General features: G+C 68.6%; 17 protein-coding genes. 11 read left to right on the top strand and 6 right to left on the bottom strand.

Features of this window, described 5'->3' with window-relative positions:
* Nucleotides 1–114 precede the first annotated feature (114 nt).
* Complete coding sequence (locus tag BS329_RS17395; RefSeq protein ID WP_076162027.1) at nt 115–1,722, top strand: alpha/beta hydrolase; 1,608 nt, start codon at nt 115–117, stop codon at nt 1,720–1,722.
* Nucleotides 1,723–1,845: 123 nt separating this feature from the next.
* A complete protein-coding gene (locus BS329_RS17390) occupies nt 1,846–2,772 on the top strand; it encodes a hypothetical protein (RefSeq protein WP_143253083.1) in 927 nt (308 codons plus the stop codon).
* Between the two features lie 26 nt (nt 2,773–2,798).
* Here BS329_RS17390 and BS329_RS17385 read toward each other — a convergent pair whose 3' ends face one another.
* Together BS329_RS17385 and BS329_RS17380 are read right to left on the bottom strand one after the other, a co-directional pair.
* On the bottom strand, nt 2,799–3,146 hold the full coding sequence (locus BS329_RS17385) for a darcynin family protein (protein WP_076162023.1): 348 nt from the start codon (nt 3,144–3,146) through the stop codon (nt 2,799–2,801).
* A 24-nt stretch (nt 3,147–3,170) separates the two neighbouring features.
* Entirely contained in the window at nt 3,171–4,595 is a 1,425-nt protein-coding gene (locus BS329_RS17380) for an MFS transporter (protein WP_208619229.1), read from the bottom strand.
* 156 nt (nt 4,596–4,751) lie between these two features.
* On the opposite strand from BS329_RS17380, the gene BS329_RS17375 reads away from it, so the two are divergent.
* From BS329_RS17375 to BS329_RS17365, 3 genes are all read left to right on the top strand, one after another.
* Nucleotides 4,752–5,657 carry a LysR family transcriptional regulator gene (locus tag BS329_RS17375; RefSeq protein WP_076162018.1) on the top strand — a complete coding sequence of 302 codons (906 nt, stop codon included), beginning with the start codon at nt 4,752–4,754 and terminating at the stop codon, nt 5,655–5,657.
* A gap of 101 nt (nt 5,658–5,758) precedes the next feature.
* Entirely contained in the window at nt 5,759–6,796 is a 1,038-nt protein-coding gene (locus tag BS329_RS17370; protein WP_076162016.1) for a hypothetical protein, read from the top strand.
* A 192-nt stretch (nt 6,797–6,988) separates the two neighbouring features.
* Nucleotides 6,989–7,465 carry an MgtC/SapB family protein gene (locus BS329_RS17365; RefSeq protein WP_076162291.1) on the top strand — a complete coding sequence of 159 codons (477 nt, stop codon included), beginning with the start codon at nt 6,989–6,991 and terminating at the stop codon, nt 7,463–7,465.
* Between the two features lie 207 nt (nt 7,466–7,672).
* Here BS329_RS17365 and BS329_RS17360 read toward each other — a convergent pair whose 3' ends face one another.
* Both BS329_RS17360 and acnA read right to left on the bottom strand, forming a co-directional pair.
* Entirely contained in the window at nt 7,673–8,473 is an 801-nt protein-coding gene (locus BS329_RS17360) for an alpha/beta fold hydrolase (protein ID WP_076162014.1), read from the bottom strand.
* Nucleotides 8,474–8,551: 78 nt separating this feature from the next.
* A complete protein-coding gene (gene acnA, locus BS329_RS17355; RefSeq protein ID WP_076162012.1) occupies nt 8,552–11,359 on the bottom strand; it encodes an aconitate hydratase AcnA in 2,808 nt (935 codons plus the stop codon).
* Between the two features lie 342 nt (nt 11,360–11,701).
* Here acnA and BS329_RS17350 point away from each other — a divergent pair, with 342 nt between their 5' ends.
* On the top strand, nt 11,702–13,060 hold the full coding sequence (locus BS329_RS17350) for an NlpC/P60 family protein (protein ID WP_076162010.1): 1,359 nt from the start codon (nt 11,702–11,704) through the stop codon (nt 13,058–13,060).
* On the opposite strand, the gene BS329_RS43410 is transcribed toward BS329_RS17350, so the two are convergent.
* Nucleotides 13,057–13,203: a hypothetical protein gene (locus BS329_RS43410; protein ID WP_158075803.1), complete on the bottom strand. Its 147-nt coding sequence runs from the start codon at nt 13,201–13,203 to the stop codon at nt 13,057–13,059. The two genes, BS329_RS17350 and BS329_RS43410, sit on opposite strands and share 4 nt — an antisense overlap.
* A gap of 9 nt (nt 13,204–13,212) precedes the next feature.
* Here BS329_RS43410 and mobA point away from each other — a divergent pair, with 9 nt between their 5' ends.
* The 5 genes from mobA to BS329_RS17325 all read left to right on the top strand — a co-directional run bounded on the left by mobA (nt 13,213) and on the right by BS329_RS17325 (nt 17,340).
* Nucleotides 13,213–13,755: a molybdenum cofactor guanylyltransferase gene (gene mobA / locus BS329_RS17345; RefSeq protein ID WP_076162008.1), complete on the top strand. Its 543-nt coding sequence runs from the start codon at nt 13,213–13,215 to the stop codon at nt 13,753–13,755.
* A gap of 22 nt (nt 13,756–13,777) precedes the next feature.
* The gene (locus BS329_RS17340; protein ID WP_076162006.1) at nt 13,778–14,212 is read left to right on the top strand and encodes a VOC family protein; all 435 of its coding nucleotides are present in this window, start codon (nt 13,778–13,780) and stop codon (nt 14,210–14,212) included.
* 132 nt (nt 14,213–14,344) lie between these two features.
* Nucleotides 14,345–15,409: an AAA family ATPase gene (locus tag BS329_RS17335; protein WP_076162004.1), complete on the top strand. Its 1,065-nt coding sequence runs from the start codon at nt 14,345–14,347 to the stop codon at nt 15,407–15,409.
* A gap of 69 nt (nt 15,410–15,478) precedes the next feature.
* A complete protein-coding gene (locus BS329_RS17330) occupies nt 15,479–16,363 on the top strand; it encodes a DUF58 domain-containing protein (RefSeq protein ID WP_244197207.1) in 885 nt (294 codons plus the stop codon).
* Nucleotides 16,360–17,340 (top strand): VWA domain-containing protein, encoded by a 981-nt coding sequence (locus BS329_RS17325; protein ID WP_076162000.1) that lies wholly within the window; start codon nt 16,360–16,362, stop codon nt 17,338–17,340. The genes BS329_RS17330 and BS329_RS17325 overlap by 4 nt, the downstream gene beginning before the upstream one ends.
* 77 nt (nt 17,341–17,417) lie before the next feature.
* On the opposite strand, the gene BS329_RS17320 is transcribed toward BS329_RS17325, so the two are convergent.
* Nucleotides 17,418–17,879 carry a tRNA (cytidine(34)-2'-O)-methyltransferase gene (locus BS329_RS17320; protein WP_076161998.1) on the bottom strand — a complete coding sequence of 154 codons (462 nt, stop codon included), beginning with the start codon at nt 17,877–17,879 and terminating at the stop codon, nt 17,418–17,420.
* Nucleotides 17,880–17,906: the final 27 nt, after the last annotated feature.

Here is a 17,906-nt window from a genome sequence, read left to right as displayed (position 1 = left end):
GCGAGGCTCGCTTGGTGTTACGCGCCGTGACTTCGGCGGCGCACCGTGCGACGTGTTCGGAGCGCGTCGCCAGCCGAGGGAGGAGTCGTTTTGCCGAGATCCACAAGGAGACCGGTGCGCGGTCTCGCACTGGTAGGGGCACTCGTGGCCGGTGCCGCGCTCACCGGGCTTTCCGCCGGTGGCGCGGTCGCGGCCCAGGACGGCGGGCTCTCCGCCGCCCAGGTCGGTGCGACCCCGCCGGTGACCTGGGGGGCCTGCACGGCGGACCAGATCCGCGGTGTTCCCGCCGACCAGGTCAAGTTCTACAGCTGCGCGCGCTACCGCGTGCCGATCGACCACGACAACGCGGCACTCGGCACCATCGACATCGCGATGCTGAAGCGGGCGGCGAAGACACCCGACAAGAAGGTCGGCTCGCTGTTCCTCAACCCGGGCGGCCCGGGTGGTTCCGGGTTCCGGATGCCGATCGGCGCGACGAACTACTTCCAGCCGCAGGTGCTGGACCGGTTCGACCTGATCGGGTTCGACCCGCGCGGCGTCGGGGCCAGCAACCCGCTCAAGTGCTTCACCACGCAGGAGGACGCGGACGACGTCTTCGCCGCGCAGATCCCCGTGCCGCTGTCACGGCAGGAGATTTCCGGAACGCTGGCGTCGTACCGGGACTACGGCCAGTTCTGCAAGCACAACGCCGGTGCGCTGCTGAACCACATGTCCACCAAGGACGTCGTGCGCGACCTCGACAAGATGCGGGCGGCCGTCGGCGACCGGAAGCTGACCTTCGTCGGCTTCTCGTACGGGACCTTGATCGGGTCGACGTACACCGGCATGTTCCCGAAGCAGAGCCGGGCGATCGTCATCGACGGCAACGTCGACCCGGCGCTGCGCACCAGCGACGGTGTGCAGTACGACCGCGAGCGCGCTCGCGGGTTCGAGATCGCGCTGGACGGTTTCCTGCGCAAGTGCGCGCAGGTCGGGCAGAAGTGCTCGTTCAGCTCGGGCACGCCGCGGGCGAAGTTCGACGAGATCCGTGAGTACCTGCGCCGGCAGCCGATCAAGCTGCCGGACGGGAGCACCTACGACATCAACGCGTTCACCAGCACCGTGGCCGGGGTGCTGTACTCGCCGACGTCGTTCCCGCCGCTGGCCGACGACTTGCAGGCGCTGTACAACGTCGTCCACCCGACGTCGGCGCAGACGCAGACGGCGCGGGCCGTCGAGCTGAAGGTGCTGCGGTCGGGCGCGAACGGGCGCGCGGACGCGGACCCGGACAGCCCGTATGCCGGTGACGACTCCTACTTCGCCGTGAACTGCTCGGACAAGAAGATCACGATCAAGCAGGAGAAGGTTCCCGAGATCGCCGCGAAGTGGGAGAAGGAGTCGCCCACTTTCGGTCGCTACCAGGCGTTCTCGGACGTCGCGGGCTGCCCGGTGTGGCCCGCGAAGAAGCCGGACGTGTTCCGCGGCCCGTGGAAGGCCAAGACCGACACCCCGGTGCTGGTCGTCGGCAACTACTACGACCCGGCGACCCAGTACCTGTTCTCGAAGCGGATGGCCGACCAGCTGGGCAACGCCCGGCTCCTCTCGGTCGACGCCTTCGGGCACTGCATCCTGGGTGACTCGCTCGGCGTGGACAAGGTGACGGCCGACTACCTGATCGACCTGAAGGTTCCGGCCAACGGCCAGGTGTTCCAGCCGAACGTCCAGCCGTTCGAAACCGCCTGATCTCCAGGCACGTGACCGCGAAGGCCGCTTTCGGAACGATTTCGCGCTCCGAAGGCGGCCTTCGCCGTGCCCGGGGACCAGTCCCGGGCGTCGAGAACTACGCTTCGGCCCGGGAGGCGGCGCATGGGCGGGTGGCGGGGTGTCGGTTGTCTAGCGGTGGCCATCGCGACGGTCGTCGTCCTCGGAACCCTGATCCTGTCGAGTGACGAGGGCGGCGGGCCTCCAGCTCCTCCGGAGGTCGTTTCCGCCGAGGAGTACCAGCGTGCCCTCACGAAGTTGGACGCCGAGGCGCGACCGTGGGTGGATCAGCTGGCGGCCGCCACCACGGAGGCGGACCTGAGACTGGCGAAGCTCCGGCTCGGTGACCTCCTGGGCGACCACCTCGTCAAGCTGAGGAACCTGGCCCCGCCGAGGGTGATCGAGCGCGAGCACCAAAAGCTCCAAGAGGGACTGAGCCTGCTGTCGCTGTCGCTGATCTTGCCGAACTCGGGGCCTGCCTCGACGACCGCGGGCACCGGTTGCGCGGTCGCCGCCGCGGTGCCCGTCGCCGAGAAGGTGCGCGAGATCGTCACCGGACTGGCGGACCGGGGCAGCCCCCTGCACCAGGCGATCGCCGCCCTGGGCGCGAAGCAGTTCAAGGTCGGCGGATTTCTCCCGGCCGCGCCACCACCGCTGCCCGTGCCCGCCGTGTCGCGCCCACCCCACGGCGAGATCGTCGAACGATCGGGCCCCGTTGGACGAGGGAGTTTGCGGATCACCAACGGCACCTCCGGCGACGTCGCCATCTCGGTGGTGACCGGTGAGCCTTCGAAACCCCAGGTGATGGTCTACGTGCACGGAAACTCCTCGACGACGGTCACCGGGATTTCGGGCGACTACCGGGTCTACGTCAAGATCGGATCCGGTTGGGACGCGGCGGGACGGCGGTTCACTTCGGGATGCCTGTTCGAAAAGTTCGCGCAGACCTTCGATCAGCGGTCGAACTGGACGATCGACCTGCGGAAGTCGGCCCTCGGAAACGCGCGGACCGAACCCGTCCCCGCCTTCTGACGCGGGGATGTCCTCTCCCCTCGCGCTCACACGTCGATACTCGCGTAGGTGTCCAAGCCGTAGTTCGTGGCGTACGCGTTCTCGACACCGACCAGGAGGTCGACGATCTCGAAGTACCGGTCCCAGAAGGGCGTTTCGCGCAGTGCTTCGATGAGCAGCTGATACGAGTGATGGTCGTCGGCCTCCCACACCCACACGTCGGTCACCCGCGCGGAGTAGAACTCGGTGTCGTAGAAGCGGGAACGGACGCCCTTCACCTTGCTCTTGATCGCAGGGAGGACTTCGGTCTCGAAGGATTCCACCCGCTGCTCGATCGTCAGGCTGAGCCATTCGGGGGTGGTCTTCACCAGCATGAAGGCGGTTACTTCGGTCATGGTGCTGCCTTTCGGGCGTAGGTACTACCGATTCCCGCGAGTGCGGGAAAGCCGTGATTGCCCGGTGACGAGCGCTCCGAGGACGAGCACGCTCACGCCGATCACCCGCAAGGCCGTGCTCGTGCTGGTGACGAACGCGGAGATCACCTCGGGCGCGCGGCCCGGTGCCGCGGCGAGGGCCTGCGCCACGGTGTGCGGATCGTGGTTCGCGCGGATGTCGGGCGGCAGCGCGGCGACGAACCGTCCGGTGAGGACGGTGCCGATGACCGCGACGCCGAGCGCGCTGCCGAACTCGCGCGTGGTGGCCTGCAGCCCGGCGCCGACCCCGGCCCGAGCCGGGGGCAGTGAGCCGGAGATGGCGGCCGACAGTGTCGGAAGGGCCAAGGTGACTCCGATGCCGGTGACCACGAGCCAACTCGCGTAGACGGGATACGGCGTCGATGCGTCTACTGTAGACAGTCCAATGAGGCCGCAGCCGACGAAGGCGAACGCCAGTGCGACGGTGACGTCGACGCCGACACGCTGGACGAGGCGGCCCACCTGCCGCGCGCCGAGGATGACCGGGATGGTCATCGGAATGATCCCGAGCCCGGTCAGCAGCACACTGAATCCCTTGCCGTACTGCAGGAAAGACGCGTTGACGTAGAACAGCGCGAACATCCCGAAGAAGATCGCGGTCATGCCGAGGCAGGCACCGCGCAGCGCGGGCACGCGGAACAACCGGGGATCGAGCAGTGGGTGTTCGGCCTTCAGTTCCACGAACGTCCACAGGGCGAACAGCACGACGGCAGCGGCGAAACCGATCAGGACGATCGGACTGGTCCAGCCCGCTTCCGGGCCTTCCACGATGCCGAGCAGGAGTGCGACCGACGCGCCGACGAGCAGGAGGGCGCCGAGCAGGCTGAGCGGGCGGTCGTGCCGCGGGGACACCGGCGCGACGCGGGCGGCGAACGCGGCGAGCAGCAGGGAGAGCGGGACAGCGACCGCGAACAGCCAGCGCCAGGATCCACCGGAGAGCACCGCGCCACCACCGACGTTCCCGGCGATACCACCGATCCCGGTCATCGAGGCCCAGGTCGCGATGGTCACGCCCTTGCGCCCGGCGGGCACGGCGTGCAGCAGGACGGCGAGCGTGTTGGGCAGCACCGCGGCGGCGCCGATCCCCGTGATCGCCCGGCCCGCCAGCAGGAACGGCACGTTCGGCGCGACCGTCGAGAGCAACGCGCCGAGACCGAACAACGCCAGACCGGCGAGCAGGACGCCCTTGCGGCCGAAGCGATCGCCCGCGGCGCCGCCGGGGATCACCAGGCAGGCGAAGAAGACGACGTAGGTGTCGACGATCCAGATGAGCGCCGACGCGGACGGGCGCAGGTCGCTCGCGGCCAGCATCGGAACGGCGAGGTTGATCGCGGCGACCATCCCGACGACGAGCACGACACAGGCGCACATAACGGCCAGCAGACCGCGCCGCGCGACCGGGCGGCTCGCGGCGGCCGCCGGGTCGTCGCGGATGTTGAGTCGAAGTGGCATGTCTCTCAAGCTATGGACCAGCCAGTACTTCGTGCCACGCAACTTTGGCAAGAATTAATTGCCTACGATGCAACTATGGCCGACCAACTGGACCTGAACCTCTTGCGCGTGTTCGACGCGCTGCTGCGGGACGGCAGCGTCACCGCGGCGGCCGAGCGCCTGCACCTGTCGATCCCGGCGACGAGCCGCGCCCTCGGCAGGCTGCGGCGGGCGATGGGGGACCCGATCCTGGTGCGCGCGGGGCGCGGGATGGTGCCGACGCCGTTCGCGCTTCGGACAGCGCCGCGGGTGCGGTCGCTGCTCGACGAGGCGTCGGCCCTGATCAGCGCCGACCGGGAGCTCGCGATCGGTGATCTCGAACGCACCTTCACCATCCGGATCAACGACGGCGTCGCCGCGACGCTGGCGACCGCGGCCGTCGAGGCGACCGCCGCCGTCGCGCCGGGTGTGGTCCTGCGCTTCGTCGGGGAAGGCAGCGAAAGCACCGAGGCGCTGCGGGACGGCTCCGTCGATCTGGACATCGGCGCCGGTGACGTCTCGGCTCCCGACATCCGCTCGATGCTGCTGTACCGAGAACGAGTGGTCGCGATCGTCCGGGCCGACAGCCCACTGGCCCGCCCACGCCGCCCGACACTGGCGCAACTTTGCCGGTATCCCCACGTTTCCGCTTCCCGGCGCGGCCGCACCCGAGGGCCGCTCGACGAGGTCTTGGAGGCCGAAGGACTCCAGCGCCGGGTCGCGGCGGTCGTCCCGACGTCCGCCGTCGCCGCGTTCCTGGTCGCGTCGAGTGACTACATCGGACTCGCGCCCCAGCGGCTCGCCGAGCAGTACGGCCGGGCGCTCGGGATCCGCTGGTTCCCGATTCCCGCGGACCTCCCGGAGATCGAAGTGCGGCTGCTCTGGCATGCCCGCCTCGACGCCGATCCGGCCCAGCGCTGGCTGCGCGACACGATCCGCGACGCGTTCGATTCACCCGCTTAGCGGCATTTTCCGGAGCAGGAAATGGCATGAGAGGAATGATCACCCCTTGCTAGGGTGATCTTGATCTGCGGCTTTCGTCGCAGCTGGGGGAAGGAAAACCCTTGCGTGCCACCAGAACTCTGTCCATCGCCGGGGCGTCCGCGGTCGCGCTGGCCGTCCTCGTCCCCGGCTCGGCCTCGGCCGCACCGGCACTCGCCGAGCTTCCCGCGTTGCCCGGTTCGTCGGTGGCCGGCGCCGCCGGGATCAACGACAGCGGGATAGCGGTCGGCTGGTCCACCACGGGCGGTACCTCGCACGCCGTGCGCTGGGGCGCCGACGGCACGGTCACCGATCTCGGCACCGCGGCCGGTGACACCGGGAGTGAAGCCACGGCGATCAACAACGAGGGAACGGTGGCGGGCAGGTCGTCGAACAGCAAGGGCCAGCGTGCCGTCCGCTGGGATCCGGACGGCCGGATCACGGTCCTGGATTCCTTGCCAGGAACGGCGTACTGCCAGGCGAAAGCGATCAACGCGACCGGTGAGACCGCCGGCTACTGCTCGGAGTCGTACTCGAGTTACTACGGCAGGCCGGTCCGCTGGAGCGTCGACGGGACAGTGACCGAACTGGCCGCGCTGCCCGGTGGGACCTCCGGCGTCGGGGCGGCGATCGCGGACGACGGCACCGTCGCGGGCTGGTCGACAGCGTCGGACCACCAGACACACGCGACGCGCTGGGCCACGGGCGGGACCGTCACCGAGCTGAAGTACTTGCCTTCGGGCTACTTCGCCGAGGCGATGGGGATCGGCGCCGACGGGACGATCGTCGGCAGGGTGCAGCGGTCGGTCGGCGGCAGCTACGGCGTGTTCGCCACGCGGTGGAAGGCGGACGGTTCGGTCACGGACCTCGGCGGTTTCCCGGTCACCGACAAGCCGTCCAGTGAAGCGCGGGCGGCGGGACCGGACAACACCGCGGTGGGTATGTCGAAAGACACAGAGGGGCGCTACACCGCCGTTCGCTGGAACTCCGACGGAAGCCTCACCGACCTCGGAAGGGCGGCTGGAGCAGGGCCGGGAACCATCACCTTCGCCGCCTCGGTCAACACTCACGGGGTGGTCGTCGGCCGATCCGGCGGGGTCGCGGTGCGCTGGACGCCTTGATCGGCGTGGTACCTTCCGAAGGTTGATCGACACCGTTCGAATACGAAAGCGAGGTGAGCGGCACATGCCGGAAGACAGTTCTGGAACGACCGGATGCGGTCGCCGTTCACCCGTGTGCGCGGTGCGCTGACCTTCTCCGGTCTCCTTTTCCTGTCTGGCCTTGTGTACGCACGCCAGAAAAGAGCCGGAATCATGAACACCTTCGAAATGCTGCTCAGGGTCGGCACGGGTGTCGGACTGGGCGCCGTGATCGGCATCGAGCGCCAGTACCGCGCCCGGATGGCCGGACTCCGCACCAACGCCCTCGTCGCCGTCGGCGCCACCCTCTTCGTTCTGTTGTCCGCCCACGGTTTCGGCGGGCTGAACGCCAGCGGTGACGCCGACCCGACGAGGGTGGCCGCCCAGATCGTTTCCGGTATCGGCTTCCTCGGCGCCGGAGTGATCCTGCGGGACGGGCTGAACGTGCGCGGACTCAACACCGCCGCCACGCTGTGGTGCTCGGCGGCGGTCGGATCCCTCGCGGGAGCGGGACTTTACGTCGTCGCGCTCGCGGGGACGGCCGTGATCGTCGGGGTCAATGTGCTGCTGCGCCCGCTCGGCCACGTCATGGACCGTCGTCCGGAGAACCGGGAAGAGTGCTCCGGGCAGGAGGAGCGCGAGACGGCTTAGTGGCTCGCGGTGGCCTTCAGGACACGGGGAAGTGTCCCGCGGTCGCTGCCCCAATGCCGCATTGGAGACGCTCAGCGACACCAATGCGGCCACGCGTGCCACTCACGACCGACCTGCCTGACTCGGCACCGCCGCCTCCGAGGCGGGAAGGTGTGAAGGCCGAGTTCCTTCGGTTGAGCCCGGGAAGGGGCAGGGCCCTCGCGACCACTAGCGGTCCAGGAAATCCAGCAGGATCCGGGAAAACTCGGCGGGCTTCTCCAGATTGATCATGTGCGCGACCCCGGGGACGACGAGTTTCCTGGAGTCGCCCGCCTCGCGATCGATCTGGTCGGCGATGGCGAGGATGTCCGAGGAATCCAGGTCGCCCACCAGCGTCAAGGTGCGCGGGGTCAGCTCGCTGGTGCGTTCGATGGCCCGTAGTTCGTCCATCCGCGTGAAGCCGGAGAGTCCGTGGCGCACGATCGTCTGCGTGTACATCTCCTGACACAGCAGCCGGACCCGCTGATCGACGTCCGCGGGTGCGCGCCGGGGGCCGTCCACCCACATGCGCAGGATGCGTTCGATGGCGGCCGGGAGATCGCCCTTCGCGCCGGCTTCTTCGAGCTTCTTGTTCTGTTCCAGGACAAAGGGATCCTTCGTCGTCATCGCGCTGAGTCCCGTGGCGACGAGGACGAGGTTCTCGACCAGGTCCGGGTAGGTCAGCGCGAAGTCGACGGCGATCCGCCCGCCGCCGGACAAGCCGACCAGTGACGCGCGGGGGAGCTCCAGCGCGGTCATCAGCGAGCGGAGATCTTCGTAGTGCCTGAACCGCTCTGTGGGCGTGGACGAGTCGCCGTGCCCGCGCGCGTCGTACCGGATGGCGGTGTGGTGCCGTCCGAGCGCCGTCATTTCGGCGTCCCACATCCGGGAGTCGAGGATCCCGCCGTGGAGCAGGATCACCGGATCGCCTTCGCCCCGGGTCTCGTATGCCAATTCGCCGTTTTCGACCTGGATCCTCCCGCGTGCCATAGCGGGAACGGTACCGAAGAAATGTGAAGGCCCCCTTCCCCAAAGTGCGGGGAAAGGGGCCTTCGCCGGGCGAAGTGCTTACGCCTGGGTCATCTTCCGCAGGACGTACTGCAGGATGCCGCCGTTGCGGTAGTAGTCCGCCTCACCCGGGGTGTCGATGCGGACGTCCGCGTCGAACTCCACCTTGGTGCCGTCGGTCTTCGTCGCGGTGACGTGGACCGTGCGCGGGGTCTCGCCGTCGTTCAGCTTCGTGATGCCCGAGATGTCGAACGTCTCGGTGCCGTCGAGGCCGAGCGACGAGGCCGACTCGCCCGCCGGGAACTGCAGCGGGATGACGCCCATGCCGATCAGGTTCGACCGGTGGATCCGCTCGAACGACTCGGTGATCACCGCGCGGACACCGAGCAGCGAGGTGCCCTTGGCCGCCCAGTCACGGGAGGAACCGGAGCCGTACTCCTTGCCGCCCAGCACCACGAGCGGGATGTTCCGGGCCGCGTAGTTCTGCGCCGCGTCGTAGATGAACGACTGCGGGGCGTCGTCCTGGGTGAAGTCACGGGTGTAACCGCCCTGCACGTCGTCCAGCAGCTGGTTGCGCAGCCGGATGTTCGCGAAGGTGCCGCGGATCATGACCTCGTGGTTACCGCGACGCGACCCGTAGGAGTTGAAGTCCTTCTTCTCCACGCCGTGCTCGGTCAGGTACTGCGCGGCCGGGGTGCCCGGCTTGATCGCGCCGGCGGGGGAGATGTGGTCGGTGGTGACCGAGTCGCCCAGCTTCGCCAGCACGCGGGCGCCGGAGATGTCGGTGACCGCCGACGGCTCCGCCTTCATGCCCTCGAAGTACGGGGGCTTACGGACGTAGGTGGACTCCGCGTCCCAGTCGAAAGTCTTGCCTTCGGGGGTGGGCAGGGACTTCCACCGCTCGCCACCGTCGAAGACGTCGGCGTAGTCCTTGGTGAACATCTCCTGCGTGATGGCGTAGTCGATGGTCTCCTGGATCTCCTTGGCCGCGGGCCAGATGTCCTTCAGGAAGACGTCGTTGCCTTCGGTGTCCTGGCCGAGCGGCTGGTTCTCGAAGTCGAAGTCCATCGTGCCGGCGAGCGCGTAGGCGATGACCAGCGGCGGCGACGCGAGGTAGTTCATCTTCACGTCGGGGTTGATCCGGCCTTCGAAGTTCCGGTTGCCCGAGAGCACCGAAACCGCGGTGAGGTCGTTCTCCTGGATCGCCGCGGAAATCTCGTCCGACAGCGGGCCCGAGTTGCCGATGCAGGTGGTGCAGCCGTAGCCGACCAGGTGGTAGCCCAGCTTCTCCAGGTACGGCCAGAGACCGGCCTTGTTGTAGTAGTCGGTGACGACCTGCGAACCCGGCGCCATCGAGGTCTTGACCCACGGCTTGACCGCGAGGCCCTTGTCGACCGCGTTCCGCGCGAGCAGCGCCGCGCCGAGCATGACCGACGGGTTGGAGGTGTTGGTGCACGAGGTGATCGAGGCGATCACCACGGCGCCGTGGTCGAGGACGAACTCACCACGGTCGGAGGTGCTGACCTTGACCGGGTTGGTCGGGCGGCCGCTGTGGCCGTTCGCCGCCGACTGGATGTCGACCGCGCCCTCGTCCTTGAACGAGAGGGCGGCCGGGTCGCTGGCGGGGAAGGACTCCTCGACGGCTTCGTCCAGGTTGGTGTGCGGGACCTGCTCGCCGCCGACGTAGTCGTGGATCGACTTGCGGAAGGAGTTCTTCGCGTCGGTCAGCTCGATGCGGTCCTGCGGGCGCTTCGGGCCGGCGATCGATGGGACGACCGTCGACAGGTCCAGCTCGATGTACTCGGAGTACTCCGGCTCGTGCGACGGGTCGTGCCAGAGGCCCTGCTCCTTGGCGTAGGCCTCGACGAGCGCGACCTGCTCCTCGGAGCGGCCGGTGAGCTTGAGGTAGCGGACGGTCTCCTCGTCGATCGGGAAGATCGCCGCGGTGGAGCCGAACTCCGGGCTCATGTTGCCGATGGTGGCGCGGTTGGCCAGCGGCACCGCGCCGACGCTCTCGCCGTAGAACTCGACGAACTTGCTGACCACGCCGTGCTTGCGCAGCATTTCGGTGATGGTGAGCACGACGTCGGTGGCGGTCACGCCGGTCGGGATCTCGCCGGTGAGCTTGAAGCCCACGACCCGCGGGATGAGCATGGAGACCGGCTGGCCCAGCATGGCCGCCTCGGCCTCGATGCCGCCGACGCCCCAGCCCAGCACGCCGAGGCCGTTGACCATGGTGGTGTGCGAGTCCGTGCCGACACAGGAGTCGGGGTACGCCTGGCCGTTGCGGGACATCACCGTGCGCGCGAGGTGCTCGATGTTGACCTGGTGCACGATGCCGGTGCCCGGCGGGACGACCTTGAACTCGTCGAAGGCGCCCTGGCCCCAGCGCAGGAACTGGTAGCGCTCGCGGTTGCGCTCGTACTCGATCTCGACGTTGCGCTCGAAAGCGTCGGCGCGGCCGAAGACGTCGATGATGACCGAGTGGTCGATGACCAGCTCGGCGGGCGCCAGCGGGTTGACCTTGTCCGGGTCGCCGCCGAGCTCGGTGACGGCCTCGCGCATGGTGGCGAGGTCGACGACACAGGGCACGCCGGTGAAGTCCTGCATGATCACGCGGGCGGGCGTGAACTGGATCTCGATCGACGGATCGGCCTTGGCGTCCCAGTTGCCGAGCGCGCGGATGTGGTCGGCGGTGATGTTCGCGCCGTCCTCGGTCCGCAGCAGGTTCTCGAGCAGGATCTTCAGGCTGTAGGGAAGGCGCTCCGCACCCTCGACCTTGTTGAGGCGGAACACCTCGTAGGAGGCGTCGCCCACCTTCAGCGTGTCTTTGGCGCCGAAGCTGTCCTTGCTGGCGGGTGCAGTCACTTCTAACTCCAGTGGCGGGTCAGTTCGGTGTGTTCTCCAGGCCGTTCGGGTCGACCAGGAGCGAGTGTTGCGCACCCCCACCGTAAGTCCGGACCCGGGATGGCACACCTCGTTCGTCCCCACAAACAGTACGCCTGTACTTTTTGGGAGGCAAGCCGACATGCGCGTCGGGAGCGTCTCACCGACCTCCAGTCATTCGAGTGACGAAACGTTCGTCTGTTCGTCCCCCGTTGAGGGGAAATGGTGCCTACGGTGTGTAAGTTCCTGGTGGTGCTTCTGGTAATGCTGTTGCAGCAGTGGCACAGTGAGCTCGTTGTTACAAGATCAGGAGGTGGGCGGATCGTGCGTGGTGAGACCGGGTCCGGGACCAGTGCCCGCCGTGGCATGACCATCGGGGCGCTCGGCGTCGCCTTGTTGCTCGGGGTGACCGGCACGGGTCTCGCGGTCCCGCCGCCCCCGCCGAACCCCAGCGACTCCGAGATCAACTCGAGCAAGGCCGACGCCAACGCCAAGGCGGGCGATGTCGGCAGGCTCACCAATCAGCTGGCCCAGGCCGAGTCGAAGCTCTCTCAGCTCAACGACGAGGTCGAGCTGAAGATGGAGGAGGCCAACAAGGCGAGGGTCGACGCGGAGACGGCGCAGGACGAGGCCGCGCAGGCCGACCGTGAAGCGCGGTCGGCGCGCACGGAGTCCGACGCCGCGCAGGCGACCATCGACAAGGCGCGCGCCGACCTCGACAAGTTCGCCGCCGCCAGCTTCCAGCAGGGCAGCACCATCGGCTCGGTGTCGGCGTACCTGACCGTCAACAGCCCCAAGGAACTCCTCGGCCGCGCCCAAATGCTCGATGCGGTCGGTGGCAGCAGGCTCAACGCGCTCGACACGATGAAGCGCGCGCAGACCGAGAAGTCCAACAAGGACGCCACGGCCCGCAAGAAGCTGGAGATCGCGCAGGAGCGCAAGCGCGCGGCCGCGGCGGCCAAGCACGAGGCCGACAACGCCCAGAGCGCCGCCCAGCACGCGCAGGACACCCAGGCCACCCAGACCGGTTTGCTGGAAGCCGACAAGACCAACGTCGAGAAGCAGCTCTTCGAAGCGCAGCAGAAGGTCAGCGGCCTCCAGGGACAGCGGCAGCGTTACGAGGACTGGAAGGCGCAGAAGGCCCGCGAGGACGAGGAACGCGCTCGTCAGGCCGCTCTCGCCGCGTCTCGGCCGAGTCCCAGCCAGGGTGGCGGTGACCGTCCGTCGAGCGGAAGGCCCGTCCAGTCGGCTCCCGCCGGTTCCAGTGTCGAGGCCGTGGTCCAGCGAGCATTGTCGCAGCTGGGACTTCCGTACGCGTGGGGCGGCGGCAACGGCTCCGGGCCGACGCGCGGCATCCGCGACGGTGGCACGGCGGATCGCTACGGCGACTACATGAAGATCGGCTTCGACTGCTCCGGGCTGATGATCTACTCGTTCGCCGGGGTGCGGTCGCTCCCGCACTACAGCGGGTACCAGTACAACGCCGGGCGGAAGGTGCCGCTCTCGCAGATGCGCCGCGGCGACATGCTCTTCTGGGGTGGCAGCGCGCGAGGCATCCACCACGTCGCGATGTACCTCGGGAACGGGCAGATGGTCGAGGCGCCGCAGTCCGGTCTGCGGGTGCGGATCTCGCCGGTGCGCTACGGCGGGATCATGCCGTACGCGACCCGTTTGATCGGCTAGAGCGTGTCTTCCGAACGGACGTCGGCTGGTTCGAGACCGGAGGCCTCGGACTCGCGGAGATGGACCGCCGACATGGCCGCGAGAGTGAACAGCCACTGCCGCGGCCCGGCCGCGGGAAGCCGAAAGCGCGCTTCGAGAGACACGGCCTAGGCGTGGCCTACGCGGGGATCGTGCTGGCGGGCGGTGCCGCTCGTCGTCTGTCCGGTGTGGACAAACCCGCGCTCGCCATCGGCGGGAAACCCTTGCTGGCACGGGCTCTGGCCGCGCTCGCCGAAGCGGACCCGGTGATCGTCGTCGGACCCGAACGGCCGGGTTTCGGCGGCGTCCGGTGGACTCGGGAGGCCGAACCCGGTACCGGACCGGTCGCCGCGCTGGCGGCGGGACTCGCCCTGGTGCGCACGGAGATCGTCGCCGTCCTCGCCGGTGATCTCGCCGGAGTCCGGAAGTCCACTGTGGACCGGCTGATGGCCGCGCTGGGGTCCGCTTCGGGCGCGGTTCTCGTCGACGCAGGCGGGGAGCGGCAGTGGCTGCTGGGCGTCTGGCGGACGGAAGCGCTGCGCGGCGCCTTGCCGGAGCCGGTGGAAAACGCGTCGCTGCGGCGAACCTTGGGCGGGCTGGACATCGTCGAGGTCCCCGAGGAACCAGGGGAGAGCGCCGACATCGATACGCCCGAGGATATCGATCGATTCTCCTGAAGCGGGTGGCTATGGTGGGCCGATGGCGCCGGTCAAACAGGTCCAAGTCACCTTCGATTGCCAAGAACCCGAGCGGGTGGCCCGATTCTGGTGCGAGGTACTGGGGTACGTCGTGCCGCCGCCACCGGAAGGATTCGACACCTGGGACGACTACACCCGCTCGCTGCCGCCTGAGAAACAGGACGCGGGGTTCGTCTGCCAGGATCCCACCGGGGCCGGCCCGCGACTGTATTTCCAGCGCGTTCCCGAAGACAAGGTCGTCAAGAACCGGGTGCATCTCGACGTCCGGGTCGGCACCGGGCTCGTCGGTGAAGAACGCCTCGCCGCTCTCGAGGCCGAGTGCGCGCGACTGGTCCCGCTCGGTGCCGTCCGCGGGCTGCTGCTGCTCGCCGACGAGGACAACGAATCCTGCCTCAACATGCGCGACATCGAGGGCAACGAGTTCTGTCTCGACTGAGGTCTCCCCGGCGGCTCCTTCACAGCCGTCATACCGGTGGTCAGGTTGGCTACCGTCACGAACGGCTGTGCCGGTGACCACTACGGTCACAGCCGGACGCAAGAACGCAAGCGGGGAACACAGGAGGCACGAGTGACCGAGCCCGGCTACGCCGACGGCGCGCAGCAGCAGCCCGGAACGCCGGCGCGGGACGCCCAATTGCTGGAGCGGACCGTGTTCGAGGTCAAGCGGATCATCGTCGGCCAGGACAGGCTGGTCGAACGGATGCTGGTCGGCCTGCTGGCCAGGGGCCATCTCCTGCTCGAAGGTGTCCCCGGCGTCGCGAAGACGCTCGCCGTCGAGACCTTCGCGCGAGTGGTCGGCGGCTCGTTCTCGCGGGTGCAGTTCACCCCGGACCTGGTCCCCGCCGACATCCTCGGCACCCGGATCTACCGACAGGGCGCCGAGCGGTTCGACGTCGAACTCGGCCCGGTGGTGGCGAACTTCGTACTCGCCGACGAGATCAACCGCGCGCCGGCGAAGGTGCAGTCGGCGATGCTCGAGGTGATGGCCGAGCGGCATGTGTCGATCGGCGGCCAGACCTTCCCGATGCCCGACCCGTTCCTCGTGCTCGCCACGCAGAACCCGATCGAGAACGAGGGTGTGTACCCGCTGCCCGAGGCGCAGCGGGACCGGTTCCTGTTCAAGATCGTCGTCGAGTACCCGACCGCCGAGGAAGAGCGGGAGATCATCTACCGGATGGGCGTCACCCCGCCCGCCCCGCAAGAGGTACTGAGCCCCGGAGAGCTGGTCCGGCTCCAGAACGTGGCATCGCAGGTGTTCGTGCACCACGCGCTGGTCGACTACGTCGTGCGCCTCGTGCTCACCACCCGTACTCCGAACGACCACGGCCTCGCCGACGTCGCGGGCTGGGTGTCCTACGGCGCCTCGCCGCGTGCCAGCCTCGGCATCATCGCCGCCGCGCGGTCGCTGGCGCTGGTCCGCGGCCGGGACTACGTGCTGCCGCAGGACGTCGTCGATGTCGTGCCGGACGTGCTGCGGCACCGGCTCGTGCTGTCCTACGACGCGCTGGCCGACGGTGTCCCCATCGACCACATCATCACGCGGGTGCTCCAGACCGTGCCGCTGCCGCAGGTCTCGGCCCGTCCCCAGGGCGGCGGCGGGCAGGGTGTCCCGGCCGGCGCACCCGTCAGGTAAGGACGAAGCGTGAAGAACGAGAAGGGCGAACGTCCTTCCTGGGCGCCGCCGGTACTCCGCGGGGAGCGGATGGAGGCGGGCCTGCGCACGCTCGAACTCGACGTGCGCCGCCGTCTCGACGGTCTGTTGCAGGGAAACCATCTCGGCCTGGTGCCGGGGCCGGGTTCGGAACCGGGGGAGGCCCGGCCGTACCAGCCCGGTGACGACGTCCGCCGGATGGACTGGGCGGTCACCGCGCGGACGACGAGCCCGCACATCCGGGAGACCGTCGCCGATCGTGAGCTGGAGACGTGGCTGGTGGCGGACGTGTCCGCGAGCCTCGACTTCGGCACCGCGCTCTGCGAGAAGCGTGACCTCGTCGTGTGCGCGACGGCCGCGGTCGCCCATCTGACCGGTGGGGGTGGCAACCGGATCGGCGCGCTCGTCTCGAACGGGGCGGGCAGCATCACGCGCATCCCGGCGCGTGGCGGGCTCCCGCACGCGCGGGGGCTGGTCCGCAAACTCGCCGAGACCCCGCGTGCCGAGGAAGGTGTCCGCGGTGATCTCGCCGCCGCACTGGAGAAACTGCGCCGTCCGCCCCGGCGCCGCGGGCTCGCCGTCGTGATCTCCGATTTCCTCGGTGACATGGAATGGCAGCGCCCGTTGCGCGCGCTCGGCGGTCATCACGACCTCATCGCCATCGAAGTCCTCGACCCGCGCGACATCGACCTGCCCGACGTGGGCACCGTCGTGCTGGTCGACCCGGAGACAGGGAAACAGCGCGAAGTGCACGCTTCGGCCTTGCTGCGCAAGGAATTCGGCGCCGCGGCGCATGCTCACCGGCAGGAGGTCGCGGCCGCGCTGCGGCGGGCCGGTGCCGCGCATCTGGTGCTGCGCACCGATTCGGACTGGATCGCGGACATGGTCCGGTTCGTGGTGGCCCGCAAGCGCCGCTGGTCCGGTGGTGTCGCGTGAGCCTGACCGGATTCGCCTCGCCGTGGTGGTTCCTGCTGCTGCTGGCGGTCGCCGCGGTCGCCGTCGGCTACGTGCTTTCCCAGCGCGCGCGGCGCAAGCGCACCATGCGGTTCGCCAACCTGGAACTGCTGGACAAGGTCGCGCCGAAGAGCCAAGGCTGGGTGCGGCACGTACCCGCCATCCTGATCGTGCTCTCGCTGCTGGTGCTCACCGTCGCGCTCGCCGGGCCGACCGCCGAGCAGAAAGTGCCCCGCAACCGGGCCACCGTGATCCTGGTGATCGACACCTCACTGTCGATGGAAGCCACCGATGTTGCCCCGACGCGCCTGAAGGCGGCCCAGGAGTCGGCGCGCTCGTTCGCGCAAAACATGACCCCGGGGGTGAACCTCGGCCTGATCTCCTTCGCGGGGACGGCGACCGTGCTGGTCGCGCCGACCACCGATCGCGGTGGCGTCGTGAAGGCGATCGACAACCTGAAGCTGGCGCAGTCGACAGCCACCGGTGAAGGGATCTTCGCCGCGTTGCAGTCGATCGAGAGCTTCTCGGCGATCGTCGGCGGCGCGGAAGGCCCGCCGCCCGCCCGGATCGTCTTGATGAGTGATGGCAAGCAGACCGTCCCGGACGACCTGTACGCACCGCGAGGCGGCTACACGGCCGCGCAGGCGGCGAAGCAGGCGCAGGTGCCGATCTCGTCGATCTCGTTCGGGACCACGCACGGTTCGGTCGACATCGACGGCAAACCGCAGGACGTGAAGGTCGACGACGAATCGCTGGAGGAGATCGCGCGCCTGTCGGGCGGCGACTTCTACAAGGCGGCCAGTGCGGACGAGCTGAAACGGGTGTACGACGACCTCGGCGAGCAGATCGGGTACGAGCTGAAGGACGCCGACGCGAGCCGTCCTTGGGTCATTCTGGGGACGCTGGTCTTGATGATCGGTGCCGCCGCTTCGCTCTTCTTTGGGCAACGACTGCCGTAGGTCTCGCGTGTTATGAACGGACCTTTCATAACAAAATTTGTTATGAAAGGTCCGTTCATAACACGGAGGGACCACCCTCAGGGGGTCGCGAAGCCATTCTGCCGCCAAGCCTCGTACACGCTGATAGCCGCCGTGTTGGCCAGGTTGAGCGAGCGGCTCGTCGGCAGCATCGGCAGCCGCACCCGCTCGGTCACCTGGGTGGCCTCCTGGACCTCCGCGGGCAGCCCGGCCGACTCCGGCCCGAACATCAGCACGTCTCCCGGCTCGTACGCGACCTCGGTGTGCAGCCGGGTCGCCGAGGCGCTGAAGGCGTAGACCCGGGCGGGCAGCAGAGCCGCCCACGCCGTGTCGAGGTCCGCGTGGACGTGGACGCGCGCGAGGTCGTGGTAGTCGAGGCCCGCCCGTCGCAGCTGCTTGTCCTCCAGCGTGAAACCGAGCGGCTCCACCAGGTGGAGCTCGCAGCCGGTGTTCGCGGTCAAGCGGATCGCGTTACCCGTGTTGGGTGGAATTTCGGGGCGGTAGAACAGGATGCGGAACACGAGGGTTGATCGTCTTTCGTTCACGGG

This window comes from Amycolatopsis coloradensis (assembly GCF_001953865.1).
Lineage (GTDB): Bacteria > Actinomycetota > Actinomycetes > Mycobacteriales > Pseudonocardiaceae > Amycolatopsis > Amycolatopsis coloradensis.
Note: the sequence above shows the minus strand (reverse complement) of the source record. Positions and strands in the feature narration are given on the sequence as shown.